Origin of the sequence: Chitinophaga filiformis, assembly GCF_021646545.1 — a bacterium.
Lineage (GTDB): Bacteria > Bacteroidota > Bacteroidia > Chitinophagales > Chitinophagaceae > Chitinophaga > Chitinophaga filiformis_A.
Window position 1 is genome coordinate 118,506 of the sequence record NZ_JAKIRP010000014.1, and the last position, 15,467, is coordinate 133,972.

The 15,467-nt window shown below is 47.5% G+C and carries 12 protein-coding genes; 6 read left to right on the forward strand and 6 right to left on the reverse strand.

The window, feature by feature from the left end:
• Positions 1 to 29 precede the first annotated feature (29 nt).
• From L3C95_RS26760 to dnaB, 4 genes are all read right to left on the reverse strand, one after another.
• A complete protein-coding gene (locus L3C95_RS26760; RefSeq protein ID WP_236392587.1) occupies positions 30 to 617 on the reverse strand; it encodes a sigma-70 family RNA polymerase sigma factor in 588 nt (195 codons plus the stop codon).
• 119 nt (positions 618 to 736) lie between these two features.
• Entirely contained in the window at positions 737 to 1,444 is a 708-nt protein-coding gene (locus L3C95_RS26765) for an RsmE family RNA methyltransferase (RefSeq protein ID WP_236392589.1), read from the reverse strand.
• A gap of 811 nt (positions 1,445 to 2,255) precedes the next feature.
• Positions 2,256 to 3,602, reverse strand: a complete 1,347-nt coding sequence (locus L3C95_RS26770; RefSeq protein ID WP_236392591.1) for an MATE family efflux transporter — start codon at positions 3,600 to 3,602, stop codon at positions 2,256 to 2,258.
• A 73-nt stretch (positions 3,603 to 3,675) separates the two neighbouring features.
• Positions 3,676 to 5,244, reverse strand: coding sequence for a replicative DNA helicase (gene dnaB, locus L3C95_RS26775; protein WP_236392593.1), 1,569 nt, complete (start codon positions 5,242 to 5,244; stop codon positions 3,676 to 3,678).
• 621 nt (positions 5,245 to 5,865) lie between these two features.
• Here dnaB and pheT point away from each other — a divergent pair.
• The 6 genes from pheT to L3C95_RS26805 all read left to right on the forward strand — a co-directional run bounded on the left by pheT (position 5,866) and on the right by L3C95_RS26805 (position 12,826).
• A complete protein-coding gene (gene pheT, locus L3C95_RS26780; RefSeq protein WP_236392595.1) occupies positions 5,866 to 8,298 on the forward strand; it encodes a phenylalanine--tRNA ligase subunit beta in 2,433 nt (810 codons plus the stop codon).
• 69 nt (positions 8,299 to 8,367) lie between these two features.
• The gene (locus L3C95_RS26785) at positions 8,368 to 8,676 is read left to right on the forward strand and encodes a hypothetical protein (RefSeq protein ID WP_236392597.1); all 309 of its coding nucleotides are present in this window, start codon (positions 8,368 to 8,370) and stop codon (positions 8,674 to 8,676) included.
• 20 nt (positions 8,677 to 8,696) lie between these two features.
• Positions 8,697 to 8,990, forward strand: coding sequence for a cell division protein ZapA (locus tag L3C95_RS26790; protein ID WP_110055904.1), 294 nt, complete (start codon positions 8,697 to 8,699; stop codon positions 8,988 to 8,990).
• 366 nt (positions 8,991 to 9,356) lie between these two features.
• Entirely contained in the window at positions 9,357 to 10,922 is a 1,566-nt protein-coding gene (gene rny / locus L3C95_RS26795; protein WP_176842132.1) for a ribonuclease Y, read from the forward strand.
• Between the two features lie 119 nt (positions 10,923 to 11,041).
• Positions 11,042 to 11,641, forward strand: coding sequence for a DUF1080 domain-containing protein (locus L3C95_RS26800; RefSeq protein WP_236392599.1), 600 nt, complete (start codon positions 11,042 to 11,044; stop codon positions 11,639 to 11,641).
• 372 nt (positions 11,642 to 12,013) lie between these two features.
• Positions 12,014 to 12,826, forward strand: coding sequence for a purine-nucleoside phosphorylase (locus L3C95_RS26805; protein WP_236392602.1), 813 nt, complete (start codon positions 12,014 to 12,016; stop codon positions 12,824 to 12,826).
• Between the two features lie 135 nt (positions 12,827 to 12,961).
• Here L3C95_RS26805 and scpB read toward each other — a convergent pair whose 3' ends face one another.
• Both scpB and atpG read right to left on the reverse strand, forming a co-directional pair.
• A complete protein-coding gene (gene scpB, locus L3C95_RS26810) occupies positions 12,962 to 14,317 on the reverse strand; it encodes an SMC-Scp complex subunit ScpB (protein ID WP_236392604.1) in 1,356 nt (451 codons plus the stop codon).
• A 151-nt stretch (positions 14,318 to 14,468) separates the two neighbouring features.
• Positions 14,469 to 15,353 carry an ATP synthase F1 subunit gamma gene (gene atpG / locus L3C95_RS26815; RefSeq protein WP_236392606.1) on the reverse strand — a complete coding sequence of 295 codons (885 nt, stop codon included), beginning with the start codon at positions 15,351 to 15,353 and terminating at the stop codon, positions 14,469 to 14,471.
• Between the last annotated feature and the right edge of the window lie 114 nt (positions 15,354 to 15,467).

The following is a 15,467-nucleotide window of genomic DNA, read 5'->3' on the forward strand; positions in this document are numbered from 1 at the left end:
TTACCCTTGCTTTTAAGAAAGATTTTTTTTCAGAAGAGAACAGTATGTAGTGCGCTTAGTTTCAGGCGTAATATTTTCAGGGCTTTGGTGAGGTGCCCTTCGGCTGTTTTCTGAGATATATTGAAGGTTTCAGCCGCCTGGCTGATGGAGTAGTCGAGTAGTTTATTATAGTAGAACACCTGCCGGCTTTTTTCCGGCAGTTCACTGGCGACGGTTTCTATTAACTGTAACAACAGTCTGTCGTTCACCAGGGCTTCCACATCGGCGCCCTTGCTACTGTCAGCTTCCGACATATGGGCAAGGGTCTTCATCCTGGAAGCAATGGTCTGTTTGCTGGCCAGGTAATGAAATACGGCGTAACGGGTAATGGCGAAGAGATAAGGTTTCAGGGCAGAGATCTCTATATCATGTCTTTTCTCCCATAAGATGATGAAGGTGTCCTGTACGATCTCTTCTGCGATCTCTTTGACCTGCAGGCGCTTCATGGTGACATGGAATAACAGGCCCCAATACCGGTTGTACACTTCGTTAAAAGCGTCTACGGAATCAGCCCTGATCATATCCCACAGGTATTTATCCGTGCAAGTGGAATCCGGATGAATGTGCGCGTTTTTCACGTGAAAAGTATAAAGCCCTTATAAGTGTGTAATCTACAATTAATTCTTCACTTTTCCAATATGGGATTAGTTATCAGAAAAACGCTTGTTGTGATATTTTTTCTTTATGTGTTATCAAATTATAAGGTAGTGGCATTGACTGCATTCATCATGGTGCAGCCAACTATTCCGGCGGTTTCGGTGCGCAGGCGGGTGTCTCCCAGGGAAACGGGTTGAAATCCTTTTTCCAGTGCCAGTTTGATCTCTTCCGGTGTGAAGTCGCCCTCCGGTCCAATCAGCAATAAGCTATCCTTACCTGGCTGCATGGCTTGCCAGAGATGTTGTTTTTGTTCCGGCAGGCAATGGGCGATGAACAGCTGATTGGCAGGGGGCTGTTGCACCAGTGCTTCGAAGGTAGCGGGGGCAGTCAGTTCCGGCAGATAAAATTGCTGCGATTGCAGCATGGCAGAGACCAGAATGCTCTCGAAGCGGTCAGCACGGAACTTTTCCTTTTCCGTACGCTGGCTTACCAGTGGAATGATGGTTTGCATACCGATCTCAGTAGCTTTCTCGAGGAACCATTCTATGCGGGAGGTGTTTTTGGTAAAGGAGATGGCAATACGTACAGGCGCTTTCACAGGTGGCATCAGTTCATAGTTTTTTATCTGTACGACACACTTTTTACGATTATCATCCGTGATAGCGGCGGTATACCTGCCACCACGACCGTCGGCCAGCAGCACTTCGTCGCCGGTCTCATGGCGCAGCACCTGGATGCAGTATTTAGAGGTAGGTTCGTCCATTGTGTAATGCCCGGCGCCGGGAGTGATGTCTTTCGCGTAAAACATGATTGCCTGTTGAAATTTTGGCAAATATCGGTTACCTGGGCGAGAAAGGGGCATATGAGGAGCATATGACCAGCATATGACCAGGATTAACCTCCGATTATCTTCCGATTTGATCGGAGGATTATCGGAAGTTAATCCTGGTCATATGCTGGTTACATGCTGGTTTGATGCTGGATACATGGCGGGATAGATGTTAAAAACATGTAATGCAAATAGCCTGAAAGACAGAAACGGGCCCATTCCGGCACTCACCCCTGCCAGGTATGGAAAGGGCATTCAAGGGCATGTATTCGCTTACACTATACTACGACTATACCGGAGACTATAACCTACAGGCTCCGTACTATAGCGTTATAGCCACTATTGTATAGCCAGGGCTATAGAATAGCAGGCGTAACGCAGGACTATAGCGCCTATAGGTATAGAGTCGCACTATAGTCGTAGCGAAGTCGTACACTATTGGTAGCCTGGAAGGTATAAGGGGATATATGATAACCTGTGAACCCGTTTTTTGCAGTTAAGGGACAGATTTTTGTAGTTAAAGGACAGGAATCTGCAGTTAAGGGACATTGTTCAAAACAGTGTCTGATTCTTTCCTAACATTGCATCGTGTAGCAAGGGTTTCCGATTTACAAATTTCAAAATAACTTACAATGAAAAATAGCTACCTGTTACTTTTTTACGTGTTTGCAATTAGTGTTGTCATTATTTTCATCAGTGCAACCCGCATCAATACAAACGGGATGAATGAAAAAACCGCCTCATTGGTTAATGAGACGGTAGTTCCAGGTATATCGGGGGTAAAACAAAATCAGGCTTTGGCCAACACCGCCCTCGTCCTATGCTGAAACCTGAAAAACAACAATATCGACGCCGTCAGTAAGCCTATCAGCAGCCCCCACCAGATTCCCTGCACACCGAATTCCAGGTAGATGCCCAGGAAGTAACCCACAGGCAATCCCAACACCCAATATGCCAGTAAAGTTATAACAGTCGGCATTCGTACATCTCCTAATCCGCGGAGGATACCGAGCCCTACTACCTGTGTGCCGTCAAACAACTGGAAGAACGCTGCAATAATGAGCAAGTCAGCGGCAATGTTAATAACTGCAGGATCGCTGATATACATCAACGGCAACAGCCTGCAGCCTACCATGAAGATCAGCGCAGCTGCGCCCATCATTACTAATACCATATGATAACTGGCTATTGCAGAGGAGCGCAGCTCACGCCACTGCTGTGCGCCGAAGTGGTTCCCACTTTTGATACCTGCAGCGGCAGAGATACCGCTGGCCATCATGTAGGTAATAGACGCCAGGTTAATGGCAATCTGGTGAGCTGCCTGCTCCCGGGCCCCAATCCAGCCGGCCATTACGATAGCGCTACTGAAGGCGCTCACTTCGAAAATATACTGGAGGGCAACAGGTGTACCTATACCCAGGATTTGTTTGATGGCTGCCAGAGACAGATAGCGTTGCCGGAAATGCACCAGGTAAGCCTTGAAACGGGGAGAAGACAATACATACCAGGTCATCGCAGCCGCCATCAGCACCCTGTCTGTCAGCGTACCGATACCAACACCCACCACCCCTAATCGGGGCGCTCCAAACAACCCGTACACCAGGGTGATGCCTATCACTATATTCAGCACGTTCCCTATTATACTGATGTTCATCGCCTGCCGGGTGAATCCCAGGCCCTCGGCAAACTGTTTAAAGGTCAGGAAGATCATCAGCGGGAAGTAGGAAACACCCAATAACTGTAAGAAAGGTCTGGCCAGCACACGTACGTCCTCTTCCTGCCCCAGCAGGTGCAGGTAATTGCTGCCAGTGATGATAGCGGTAGACAATAATAAACCAAGTACGATATTGATGATCAGGCTATGGCGCAACAGGAAACCGCATTGGGCAAGATTTTTACGGCCATGCTCCTGTGCTATCAGTGGCGTGAGGCCATAAGACATGCCGATACCTATCACCATGAAAACAGAAAATATACTGCTGCCCAGCGCTACTGCCGCCAGGGGCACATCGCCGGTATGACCGATGATGATGGTATCAGAAAAGGCAACGAGCACGTGCCCCAGCTGGGAAATAACTACAGGGTAGGCTAACTTAAAATTGTCTTTATAGTACAGACGATATTTAGTCCACATCATATTATAAGGGGAAATTAAAAAGGCGCCCCGTGCAGAAGGAGCGCCTTTCAGTATTATTACTAATGCTGTTTACTTAAAAAGGAGCATCTTCAAATCCTTCATCGAAATTCATGTCATTCATCTTGGAACCCTTCTGGATATACAGTTTCGCTTCGTCATTACCACCAGGATCATTATTGCGCATGCCTGCGAATGCGTTGCTGCTGCCACCACCCGGGTTTTCCAGACTACCATCGTCCTCAAAACGCTGGAATTCGAGTACCGCGCGCAATTTGATGGTGTCCAGCTGACCGTTACGGTGTTTAGCTATACGCACGTGGGTTTCACCTTTGTTGGACTCGCCCATCTCGTTGGTGTTGATCTCGTAGTACTCAGGACGGTACAGGAACATTACCATGTCGGCATCCTGCTCGATCGCTCCCGATTCACGGAGGTCACTCAACTGCGGCATCTTGTTACCATCCTTACGCTTTTCCACATCACGGCTCAACTGGGAGAGGGCCAGGATCGGCACGTGCAACTCTTTCGCCAACCCTTTCAGGTCCCTGGAGATCTTACTGATCTCCTGCTCACGGTTGCTACCCTTTCCATCGGCGCTACCACTCATTAGCTGGAGGTAGTCGATGATGATCACCCCTACTCCGTGGTTATGTACCAGCCTTCTGGCCTTGGCACGCAACTCGAAGATGTTCAGTGCCGGGGTATCGTCTATGAAGATAGGTGCTTTTGCCAGGCGTTCAATACCGTGGGTCATCAGCTTCTTCATTTCATACTCTTCCAGTTTACCCCTTGTGATCTTTTCCAGTTTTATTTCAGACTCCGCGGACAGGATACGTTGTACGATCTGTCCGGATGACATTTCCAAAGAGAACACCGCTGCTCCTTTCGGGAAGCGTGGGTGAAGGGCGGCATTTCTGGCCAGGTTCAGTGCGAAAGCGGTCTTACCCACCGCAGGACGTGCCGCGATGATGATAAGGTCCGTCGACTGCCAGCCATAGGTTACCTTGTCCAGTGAAGGGAAACCGGAAGGTACTCCCGTAATATCATCCCCACGGTTACGCAGGTCTTCGATACGTTTCATGGTGTTCACCAATACACGGTCGATACTGTCGTAGTTCTTACGTAAGTGGTTGTTGGTCACCTCGAAAAGTTTACTTTCCGCAGAATCCAGCAGGTCGAATACGTCTGCCGTGTCCTCGTAAGATTCACTTAGTATCTCTCCGGATATGCGGATCAGTTCCCGCTGGATAAACTTCTGAAGGATGATACGGGCATGCGCCTCAATGTTGGCGGAAGATACCACCGTATTTGTCAGTCGGGTAATATAATATGGGCCACCTACTATTTCCAGTTCACCCATTGAACGCAGTTCTTCGACTACGGTCAGAATGTCCACCGGCATGGATTTACCTGCCAGCCGGGTCATGGCCGTAAATATCTTCTGATGTGCTTCTACATAAAAACATTCACCTTTCAATATCTCTACCACTGTGTCAAATGCTCCTTTCTCCAGCATAATGGCTCCCAATACAGCCTCCTCCATCTCCTTTGCCTGCGGAGGAATCTTGCCGTACATCATGGTAGATACGTCAACGGACGACTTACGGCGTACATTGCGGTCTTTCTTTAGATTGAGATCCATCTATATATTCGTGATTAGTCTGTTAATCAAAAACTTAATATGTCGTGGCTTCCTTAGTTTGTCCTTACAATTTATTGTACCAGTTGTGCCATTCCCGTTTTATGAAATTGTAAACTTTTTAGGGCCGTACTGACTAAGGTAACCGCATTTTTCGATTTTCTAAAGTTTGCCAGGGTATATAATTTATAAGGTGACATGCACAGGTTATGCACCCGCAAAATGACAGTTATACACTGACTATCGATTCATTATCCACCAAACTCACACAATATCCCCACACAAAGGTCAGGATATTCACAAACAATGTGCAAAAAAGTTTCACACATAAGGTTTGTTGATTTGCACATTCCTTCCCCGGAAGAATTCGATTGCTTTCGTATCCGGGTAACCGGTATTGTTTGGTGTGATTTGTTGGCTGGCGGTCCGGAAATGGGACAGGATGATCATCCTTGTTCGTCGCTAGTTCGTCGCTAGTTCGTCGCTTCCTCGTCGCTTGCTGTGTCAGGGAATAAATCGCAGCCCGGGTACCGCTGCGGGCAACACCGCCGGGCGCTATTCCTTCTTCTATATAGGGACTATTCGTGAATTACACTAACTTTACGGACTTATATAATTTTACAAATGACTATTTCGTACAATTGGCTGTGTGACTATTTGCCGGTGAAACCGACGCCGGAGGAACTATCTGTTATTTTGACGCGTATAGGCCTGGAGGTGGAAAGCCTGGAACAATTCGAGTCCGTAAAGGGCAGTCTTGAAGGGCTGGTGATAGGCGAGGTATTGACCGTAGCACCCCATCCCAATGCCGATAAACTGAGATTAACAACAGTAAATACAGGTAGCGGAGAACCGCTCCACATTGTTTGCGGCGCACCCAATGTTGCTGCCGGACAAAAAGTAGTAATAGCCCCTATCGGCGCCACCATCTATCCTGCCAGCGGAGAACCGCTGACCATGAAAAAGGCGAAGATCCGCGGAGAAGAGAGCCATGGAATGATCTGTGCGGAAGATGAGATCGGTATCGGTGAAAGCCATGCCGGTATTATGGTACTCGACCCGTCCCTGCAACCCGGTACTCCTGCCAGGGAGGTATTTAAACCCGTTCAGGACTGGATCTACGAGATCGGCCTGACACCTAACAGGATGGACGCCATGAGCCATCTGGGTGTGGCCAGAGATGTATGCGCTTACCTGAACAACAGTGAGAACACACTGAAATACAAGGCATTAATACCTGAACTATCTGCGTTGCCCAAAGCAACTGCCCCTTACCAGATCGGTGTTACCATAGAAAATACAGAAGCTTGTCCCCGGTACAGCGGTATTTCCATTACCGGTGTGAAGATCGCTGCGTCTCCCGACTGGCTGAAAAATAAACTGCTCGCTATCGGTGTAAGGCCTATTAATAATATAGTAGACATCACCAATTTCATCCTGCACGAAACCGGTCAGCCGCTGCATGCTTTTGACGCCGACGCTATAGACGGCCGTCAGGTGATCGTAAAGAATCTGCCACAGAACACGGTTTTTGTAACGCTGGATGAAAAAGAGCGCAAACTCGACGCCGCAGACCTGATGATCTGCAATGGCAAGAGTGAGCCTATGTGTATTGCCGGTGTTTTCGGTGGACTGCATTCCGGTGTAAAAGATAGCACCACGAATATCTTTCTGGAAAGTGCCTGCTTCAGCCCTGCCAGCATCCGCCCTACGTCCTTCCGTCACGGTCTCCGTACAGATGCTGCAGCACGTTTCGAAAAAGGAACTGATATTTCTGCAACAGCATATGTGTTACAGCGCGCTGCCGCACTGATCTGCGAACTGGCAGGTGGTCAGGCAGCATCGGAGGTAGTGGATGTATATCCTCATCCGAAGGCACAGACAGAAGTAGAAACAAGCTGGAGCTATATCCGTAAACTGAGTGGAAAGGCTTATCCGGAAGATAAAATTGTGAATATCCTGAGCAGTCTGGGCTTCGGTATTCTTAAAAAAGATACCGAAAAGCTGCGGGTGAGCGTGCCTTACAGCAAACCTGACATCAGCATCCCGGCAGATATTGTGGAAGAGGTAATGCGTATCGATGGCCTGGATAATATTGAGATCCCGTCACAGGTGCTGATCACTCCTGCCCCCAATTCGAAACCGGACAGGGAGAAAGTGCGTGAAAAAGCAGCTAATTACCTGGCAGCCAACGGGTTTAATGAGATTTTTACCAACTCTATCACAAATAGTAAGTATTTTACACCTGAAGTGTTGCAGCACACGGTGAAGATGATCAACAGCCTCAGTGCTGACCTGGACGTAATGCGACCTTCCATGCTGGAAACCGGCCTGGAAAGTGTAGCACACAACCTGAATCGCCGGAATGACAACCTGTTGTTCTTCGAATTCGGTAACACGTACGCTGTCAGCGAACAGGGTAAATATGATGAAACCGCTCACCTGAGCCTCTACCTGACCGGTCAGAAAAGAACGGAAAGCTGGATGAACAAGGCTGAGCCGGTAGATTTCTACTTCCTGAAGGGCTATGTACAGAACCTCTTCAGACAGTTGGGCATCAATGGCCTGCAATGGTCGGAAGCTGAAAACGACGCACTGCAGCATGGCTGGCAGATCAGTGTGAAGAATAAGCCTGTGGTGGTGCTCGGTGCTGTTAACGCACAGAAACTGAAACAGTTTGATATTAAGCAACCGGTGTGGTTTGCCGACTTCAACTGGAAGATTGTATTGGGATTACTGCAAAAAAGCGATAACTTTTACAAAGAAATTCCGAAGTTCCCGGCTGTTCGCCGTGACCTTGCACTGGTACTCGACAAGCAGGTGAAATTTGCAGCCGTGGAAGCTGCCGCCAAAACGGTGAAATCTTCCCTGCTGCAGGAGCTGAATCTGTTTGACGTGTTTGAGAGTGAGAAACTGGGCGCTAATAAAAAGTCATACGCCGTTAGCTTCACCTTCCAGGATGCACAGAAGACCCTTACCGATAAAGAGATTGACGCGGTAATGGATAAGCTGGTAAAAGCATTCGAAGGACAGTTACAGGCAGAAATCAGGAAATAATCAGGATTAGGAATTAAGAACGGGGTATGTTGACCACGCTTCTTAATTCTTAACAATGAATTGAATTTTATGGCTTTAGAGCAGTACATACAAAGGATAGACGATAAGCTCCATTTGTTGTTAAAAAAACTGCAGCAGGTGCAGGCTGAAAATGTATTGCTGAAAGAGCAATTGCAGGAACAGGAAGAAACACTGGCAGCCCGGGATGAAACGATCGCAGCCCTGGAAAATAAGCTCCACCTGGCCAAAATGGCCGTGGCCACCCAGGGTACACCGTCCAACCGGGAAGACGATGAAGAATTCAGAAAGGAAATGCGCAACAAGATCAATGATTATATAAAGGAGATTGATCGCTGTATCGCACTGTTAAACAGCTAGTTAAAACCAAATTTACCGACATGGAACCGCTGATTCCCATTAACATTGTGGTAGCCGACAGGTCGTACCGCATTAAGATAAAGCCGGAAGAGGAAGAGGAAGTACGCCGTACCATGAAGGAAGTGAACGAAAAGATCATTGAATTCAAGACAGCGTACGCTGGTAAAGACCTGCAAGACTATATTGCTATGGTCCTTATCATGTACGCCACCCATCCCGTGACAAGTGGGGGAAAGATCCAGGCAGGCCTTGCGCCCTTCCTGGAAGAAAAGTTACAGCACCTTGAAGCGCTGCTGGACAACTCGCTGAAGTAATGAACCAGGATTGAACGGATCAGGATAAGGAGCAGTTGAACTACTTCGCTCCGGTCATTATTCCTGACGCTTCATTCCTGATCGGAACAGATCTGTGATGCACAAAATATTTTGAAAAAGTAGATTAGCAGCTAGTAACGTATTGAAATAAAACTACAACATACTACTAAGGTAATCAATGCTTTATCCAATTATCTAGTATAGGATTTTCCTGTAAGCTTCCACACATCTGCATATCAGCTCATCGTCCCGTCGTTTCGCACGTTCTTTTTTGTATTTTCGCGAATCAAGTTCTAAACCCTCTACCTTTCCACGGAATGGGATATGGCCAGGAATGCAACATAAATCAAGTATTAAAATTTTTGTATGGAAGTTACTTTAATGTCGACAATAGCTGCAGTAGTGGCATTGATCATAGGTATTTTGTTAGGTAAGGTGATTTTTGCCAAGAACACTCAACATAAAATACAGGAGGCAGAATTACAGGCACAGAAAATAGTTTCAGAAGCACAGCTTACCGCAGAAAACCTCAAGAAGGACCGTTTGCTGGAAGCAAAAGAAAAATTCCTCCAGCTGAAAAGTGAGCACGAGAAAGAAGTTTTACAACGTAACCAGAAAATAGCAGATTCAGAGAACCGCATCAAACAGAAAGAACAGACGCTGAACCAGAAGACAGAGAATCTTCAGAAACAGATGCAGGAGAATGAGGCGATCAAAGAAAACCTGAACCGCCAGATGGAACTGGTTGCTATAAAACGTACTGAGCTGGAAAAACACCAGGAAGAACACATCCGCCGCCTGGAGAAAGTAGCGGCCCTGACTGCAGAAGAAGCCCGCCACCAACTCATCGAAAGCCTGAAGGAAGAAGCCCGCTCACAGGCGCTGGCACACATCCAGGAAATTATCGAAGACGCCAAACTGAAGGCAAACAAAGAGGCTAAAAAGATCATTATACAGTCCATCCAGCGTACCGCTGCCGAGCAGACCATTGAGAACGCAATCACCGTGTTCAACCTGGAAAGTGACGAAATCAAAGGTCAGATCATTGGTCGTGAGGGCCGTAACATCCGTGCTATTGAGGCGGCAACCGGTGTGGACCTGATCGTCGATGATACCCCTGAGGCTATCGTACTGTCTTCCTTCGACCCATTACGTCGTGAGATCGCCCGTTTGTCCCTGCAACGCCTGGTACAGGACGGACGTATCCACCCTGCACGTATCGAGGAAGTAGTAGAAAAGACCAAGAAACAACTGGAAGAGCAGGTAATGGATATCGGAGAAAGGACTGTGATCGAGCTGGGTATCCATGGCTTACATAAAGAACTGGTACGTCTGGTTGGTAAAATGCGTTTCCGTTCATCTTACGGTCAGAACCTGCTGATGCACTCCAAGGAAACTGCTAACCTTTGTGCTGTGATGGCGGCAGAGCTGGGTCTGAACCCAAAACTGGCAAAACGCGCCGGTTTGCTGCATGACATCGGTAAAGTACCTGATGAAGAAACTGAACTGAGCCACGCCCTGCTGGGTGCCAAACTGGCTGAGAAATATGGTGAACACGCTGCGGTAGTGAACGCTATCGGCGCCCACCACGATGAAATGGAAATGCAATACGTGATCTCTCCTATCGTTCAGGCTTGTGACGCCATCAGCGGCGCCCGTCCTGGTGCACGTCGTGAGATCATGCAGAGCTACCTGCAACGTATCAAAGACCTGGAAAACCTGGCCCTCGCCCATGATGGTGTGGAAAAGGCTTACGCTATCCAGGCCGGCCGCGAACTGCGCGTGATCGTTGAAAGTGATAAAGTAACCGATAATGACGCTGACCGTCTGTCTTTCGAGATCGCTAACAAGATCCAGACTGAAATGCAGTACCCAGGTCAGATCAAAGTAACCGTGATCCGTGAGAAACGTGCTGTAAACGTAGCACGCTAAACCGGCAACTGTATAACCTATTTTAAAAAGGCGTCCTGAAAACAGGGCGCCTTTTTTATTTTTTGTTTCTTACATTTAAGTTCCACGTATTCTTTTAGCTTATAAAACCGTTCTGAAAAATGAAAAAAATCCTCTTGCTGGCTGCCTTCCTGTTCATGGGCAGTCCTCTCATCTTCGCACAAAAACAGTCCCTCTTCAATGGTAAGGATCTTGAAGGCTGGAAGGTCTACGGTACCGAAAAATGGTATGTGGAAGACGGAACCCTGGTTTGCGAAAGCGGCCCTGATAAGGAATATGGCTACCTGGCCACCAACCAGTCGTTCAAAGATTTTGAACTGACCCTTCAATTCAAACAGGAAGCTGATGGTAACAGCGGTGTGTTCTTCCACTCCTCTATTGAAGGCACAAAGATCACCGGATGGCAGGCGGAGGTAGCGCCTAAAGGCAAACATACCGGCGGCATATACGAATCGTATGGACGTGGATGGCTGATCCAGCCGGCTGCCGACAAAGAACAATATTTAAAAGAGGGAGAATGGAACACCATGAAGGTGATCGTCAAAGGCAACAAAGTGACCACCTTCCTCAATGGCCATGAAATGATAACACTCACCGATGAAAAAATCGGTGGCGCCAATGGGCAGATCGCACTTCAGATCCATTCCGGCGGAGGGATCAAAGTGAGATGGAAGAATATTTCAGTTACAAACCTCGACTAGGGTATAACAAACAGATTAACTGCGGTGAAGCATTTCTCATGGATTGTTTCACCGCAGTTTTTATTTACTGCGGATGCCTGGAAACCACCCCTATCTTCCGCCGGAACTAACCGTTCTTCACTGGCCCGGTTGTTCACTACTGTTTTATTTACTGCGGATGCCTGGAAACGGTTCCTATCTTCCGCCGGAACTAACCGTTCCTCACTGGCCCGTTGTTCACTACTGTTTTATTTACTACGGATGCCTGGAAACGGCTCCTATCTTCCGCTGGTAGTTCTTCACTATTTGACGAATGTCAATCCTCAATCAAGAATTAGCTATTACCTTCGCGACTGTCTAATCGTAATTGATAAATTCGTAACTGATAAAACCATGCTTCAACAGCAAATAAAAGACGCAGCAGCCTTTCTGAAAGACCTCCAGCCCGCCCGTGTAGGCATCGTACTGGGAACAGGACTTGGTCAACTGGTCAACCATATTAAGGTACAGAAAAGCATCCCTTACCATCAGATCCCTCATTTTCCGGAATCTACCGTGGAATCGCACAAAGGGCAACTGATCTATGGTCATATCGGCGACACTCCTGTTATTGCCATGCAGGGCAGGTTCCATTACTATGAAGGTTATACTATGCAGCAGATCACCTTCCCGATACGTGTGATGAAAGCCCTCGGCATTCAATACCTGCTGCTCAGCAATGCTGCCGGTGGTATCAATAAAGCCTATTCCAAGGGCGACATGGTACTCCTGGACGATCATATCAATCTTCAGACAGACAATCCGCTCCGTGGGCTTAACTCCCCTGAATTCGGCCCCCGTTTCCCGGATATGAGCCGTCCTTATGATGCCGCATTAGGTGAGGCGTTATTAACAGCCGCATCCTCCCTGGGGCATAAAATGCATACTAACGGGGTTTATGCAGCTGTTACCGGCCCCAATCTCGAAACCAGGGCTGAATACCGCTACCTGCGCACGATTGGCGCTGACATTGTTGGAATGAGCACCGTACCGGAAGTGATCGTGGCTAACCAACTGCAACTACCTTGTGCCACAGTTTCTGTTATCACGGATGAATGCGACCCTGACAACCTGCACCCGGTGTCTATCGAAGAGATCATCGCTGTGGCGGGTACAGCTGATAAGAAGTTGAGTGAGATCTTTGCAGCGGTTATCAGTAAGTTGTAAATCTTGTATACATAATTACAAGCCCCTTATAGTTGTCGAAACTATGAGGGGCTTTGTTTGTTTATCCCATAACCAAAAAAAGCCGGTCATTGCGCATTTAGCAATGACCGGCTTCTAAATATCTATGAATCGAATCTACTTTTTGTCGTCGTCCTCATCTTCATCCTCCTCATCTTCGAAACCGCCATCTTTATAAAACCCCTCATCATCTACATCCTCTTCTTTGCTACCGCCTTCTTCATCTTCATCTAAGTCAAAGTCACCGTCTTCGTCCTCATCTAAATCCTCGTCCTCATCTTCGTCGTCGAAATCGTCATCATCTTCATCACCGTCATTCTCCTCGTCTTCGTCATCTCCAAAATCATCATCGTCGTCATCTCCATCTTCGTCATCTTCATCATCGAGATCTTCATCGCTGTCCTCATCGTCCTCATCATCGAAGTCTTCATCGTCCTCGTCTTCCTCATCCTCTTCATCTTCTTCGTCATCACCTTTAGGCCCCAGGTCTGCAGCTGCTTCCAGGAAAGCTGCGATATCATCGTCTGTAGCCACTGCATTGTCCTCATCTGCGGCAGGGATATCTTCCTCATCTGTAGTATCATCCGAAGAGGCATCAGCAGTATCCTCATTGTCTTCTACAGCGTCCTGGGTTTCCTCATTCAAAGCAGGAATATCTTCAACTACCGTGGGGATAACTCCCTGGGCAGCGACATTATCATCCTCAGCGCCTTCCTGATCATTTACCGGGATGTCTTCATCCACTACCGGAATTTCTTCCGGCGCATCTGTATGGTGCCCATTGAGTCCGGCGTGGGCGTCATTATTATGTGTCAGGTCACGTTCTACAAGTTCTCCTGTTTCAGACACCACCATATTCAGGCTATCGTCATCCGGAGATTCTGTATTACCATCCAGGCCTACAAGCGTAGGTTGGATGCCTTCGTCTTCAAATACTTCTTTCAGTTTCGGCAGATCTTTAGGGGAGTTCAGGCCGAAATAGTCCATGAAGGCCTTGGAGGTAGAATATAAAAGCGGCTTCCCGGGCAGTGTTTCACTACGACCGGAGATCACAATCAATTCTTTTTCAAGGAGTTTCTGGATGGAGTAATCGGTGCTTACACCGCGGATATGTTCTATTTCACCTTTGGAGATCGGCTGTTTGTAAGCAACGATCGCCAGGGTTTCCAGTGCAGCTGTGGAGAGGCGTTTCAGGAATTTCTCCCCGTTCAGCTGGGCAACAGTCTGGTAATATTCTTTCTTTGTCAGGAACTGGTAGCCCCCACCGCTTTCCCTTACTTCAAAAGGGTAGAATTCGGAGCTGTATTTCTCCTTGATAGCCTCCAGGGCTGTCTCCACCTGTTCCAGTGAGGCACGGTCTTCCAGGAAGGCCAGCGCATTGTTCGCCAGGTCGAGTATTTCCAGCAGTGGCAAAGGCCTGTCTGCGGCAAATATCAATGATTCTATGTGCGGTATAATCTGTGAAAGTTCCATTATCCGGATTTTCAGTATTCAGGTGCGGAAAGGCAGGGGCCATTACCACAGCTGTAAAAGAAAAAAGTCAAAGGCCGAAAATACAGCCTTTGACCCTTATGAAGAAATCAAAATATCCTGATGTTGATTCGATGTGTATAAGTGGCTATGATCAACCTTCCAATGCTGCAGCACCACTCACGATCTCAGTCAGTTCGGTCGTAATAGCTGCCTGACGTGCACGGTTGTAAGAGATCTTATAACTACGCAGCAGTTCGTTCGCATTTTCAGTAGCCTTATCCATCGCTGTCATACGGGCGCCATGCTCAGAAGCGTTAGCATCCAGCATTGCTTTGTACAGCTGAGTATTGAGGATCTTCGGCATCAGTTCGGCGATCAGGGCTTTCTTTTCCGGCTCGAAGATGAAATCTGCACGACCGGCATTCTGGTCTGTATTCTCTACACGGGCTACCGGCAGGAACTGCTCAGCTACATAGCGCTGGGTAGCAGCGTTCTTGAATTCGCTATAGATGATCTCTACGGCATCGTAATTACCAGCAACAAATCCTTCCATTGCGAAAGCAGCTGCCTGTTTTACGTGCTCGAAATCCAGGTGAGCGAACAGGTGCCAGAAAGTATCATTCAGTTTATAACCATTCTTTACAAAGTGCTCATACCCTTTTTTACCGATAGGCAGTATTTCTACATGGCCTTTGGCAAACTGCTCCTCGTATTTCTCACGGATCACCTGTTTGGTCAGCTTGATCAGGTTAGAGTTGTAAGCGCCACATAATCCCCTGTCAGAAGTGATCACTATCAGCAGCACCTTTTCTACCTGACGTTGTGCAGCCAGTGCCAGATCAATGCTTCCTTCACTGTTGGAAACAATGTTCTTCAACATTTCCTGCAGTTTCAGCGCATAGGGACGCATCAGCAAGATAGCATCCTGTGCACGACGCAGCTTGGCAGCACTTACCATTTTCATGGCTTTAGTGATCTGCAGGTTAGACTGTGTTGACTTTATACGGTTGCGAACTTCTTTAAGCTGACCGGACATAATGTTTTATGTATTACTTTATTTTGAATGATAATTAGGCCCCCTGGGGCTTTTCAATTTGGCTGCAAAGGTAATAAAAAACATGTCTAATTGAGCATGTATTATAAAACATAT

Excerpts from the sequence above, each read along its gene's own strand:
- L3C95_RS26770 (WP_236392591.1), bottom strand. The coding sequence starts at position 3,602 with ATGATGTGGACTAAATATCGTCTGTACTATAAAGACAATTTTAAGTTA.
- L3C95_RS26785 (WP_236392597.1), top strand. The coding sequence starts at position 8,368 with ATGGCTTTAGAGCAGTACATACAAAGGATAGACGATAAGCTCCATTTG.
- scpB (WP_236392604.1), bottom strand. The coding sequence starts at position 14,317 with ATGGAACTTTCACAGATTATACCGCACATAGAATCATTGATATTTGCC.
- L3C95_RS26800 (WP_236392599.1), top strand. The coding sequence starts at position 11,042 with ATGAAAAAAATCCTCTTGCTGGCTGCCTTCCTGTTCATGGGCAGTCCT.
- L3C95_RS26790 (WP_110055904.1), top strand. The coding sequence starts at position 8,697 with ATGGAACCGCTGATTCCCATTAACATTGTGGTAGCCGACAGGTCGTAC.
- atpG (WP_236392606.1), bottom strand. The coding sequence starts at position 15,353 with ATGTCCGGTCAGCTTAAAGAAGTTCGCAACCGTATAAAGTCAACACAG.
- L3C95_RS26765 (WP_236392589.1), bottom strand. The coding sequence starts at position 1,444 with ATGTTTTACGCGAAAGACATCACTCCCGGCGCCGGGCATTACACAATG.
- pheT (WP_236392595.1), top strand. The coding sequence starts at position 5,866 with ATGACTATTTCGTACAATTGGCTGTGTGACTATTTGCCGGTGAAACCG.
- dnaB (WP_236392593.1), bottom strand. The coding sequence starts at position 5,244 with ATGGATCTCAATCTAAAGAAAGACCGCAATGTACGCCGTAAGTCGTCC.
- L3C95_RS26805 (WP_236392602.1), top strand. The coding sequence starts at position 12,014 with ATGCTTCAACAGCAAATAAAAGACGCAGCAGCCTTTCTGAAAGACCTC.
- rny (WP_176842132.1), top strand. The coding sequence starts at position 9,357 with ATGGAAGTTACTTTAATGTCGACAATAGCTGCAGTAGTGGCATTGATC.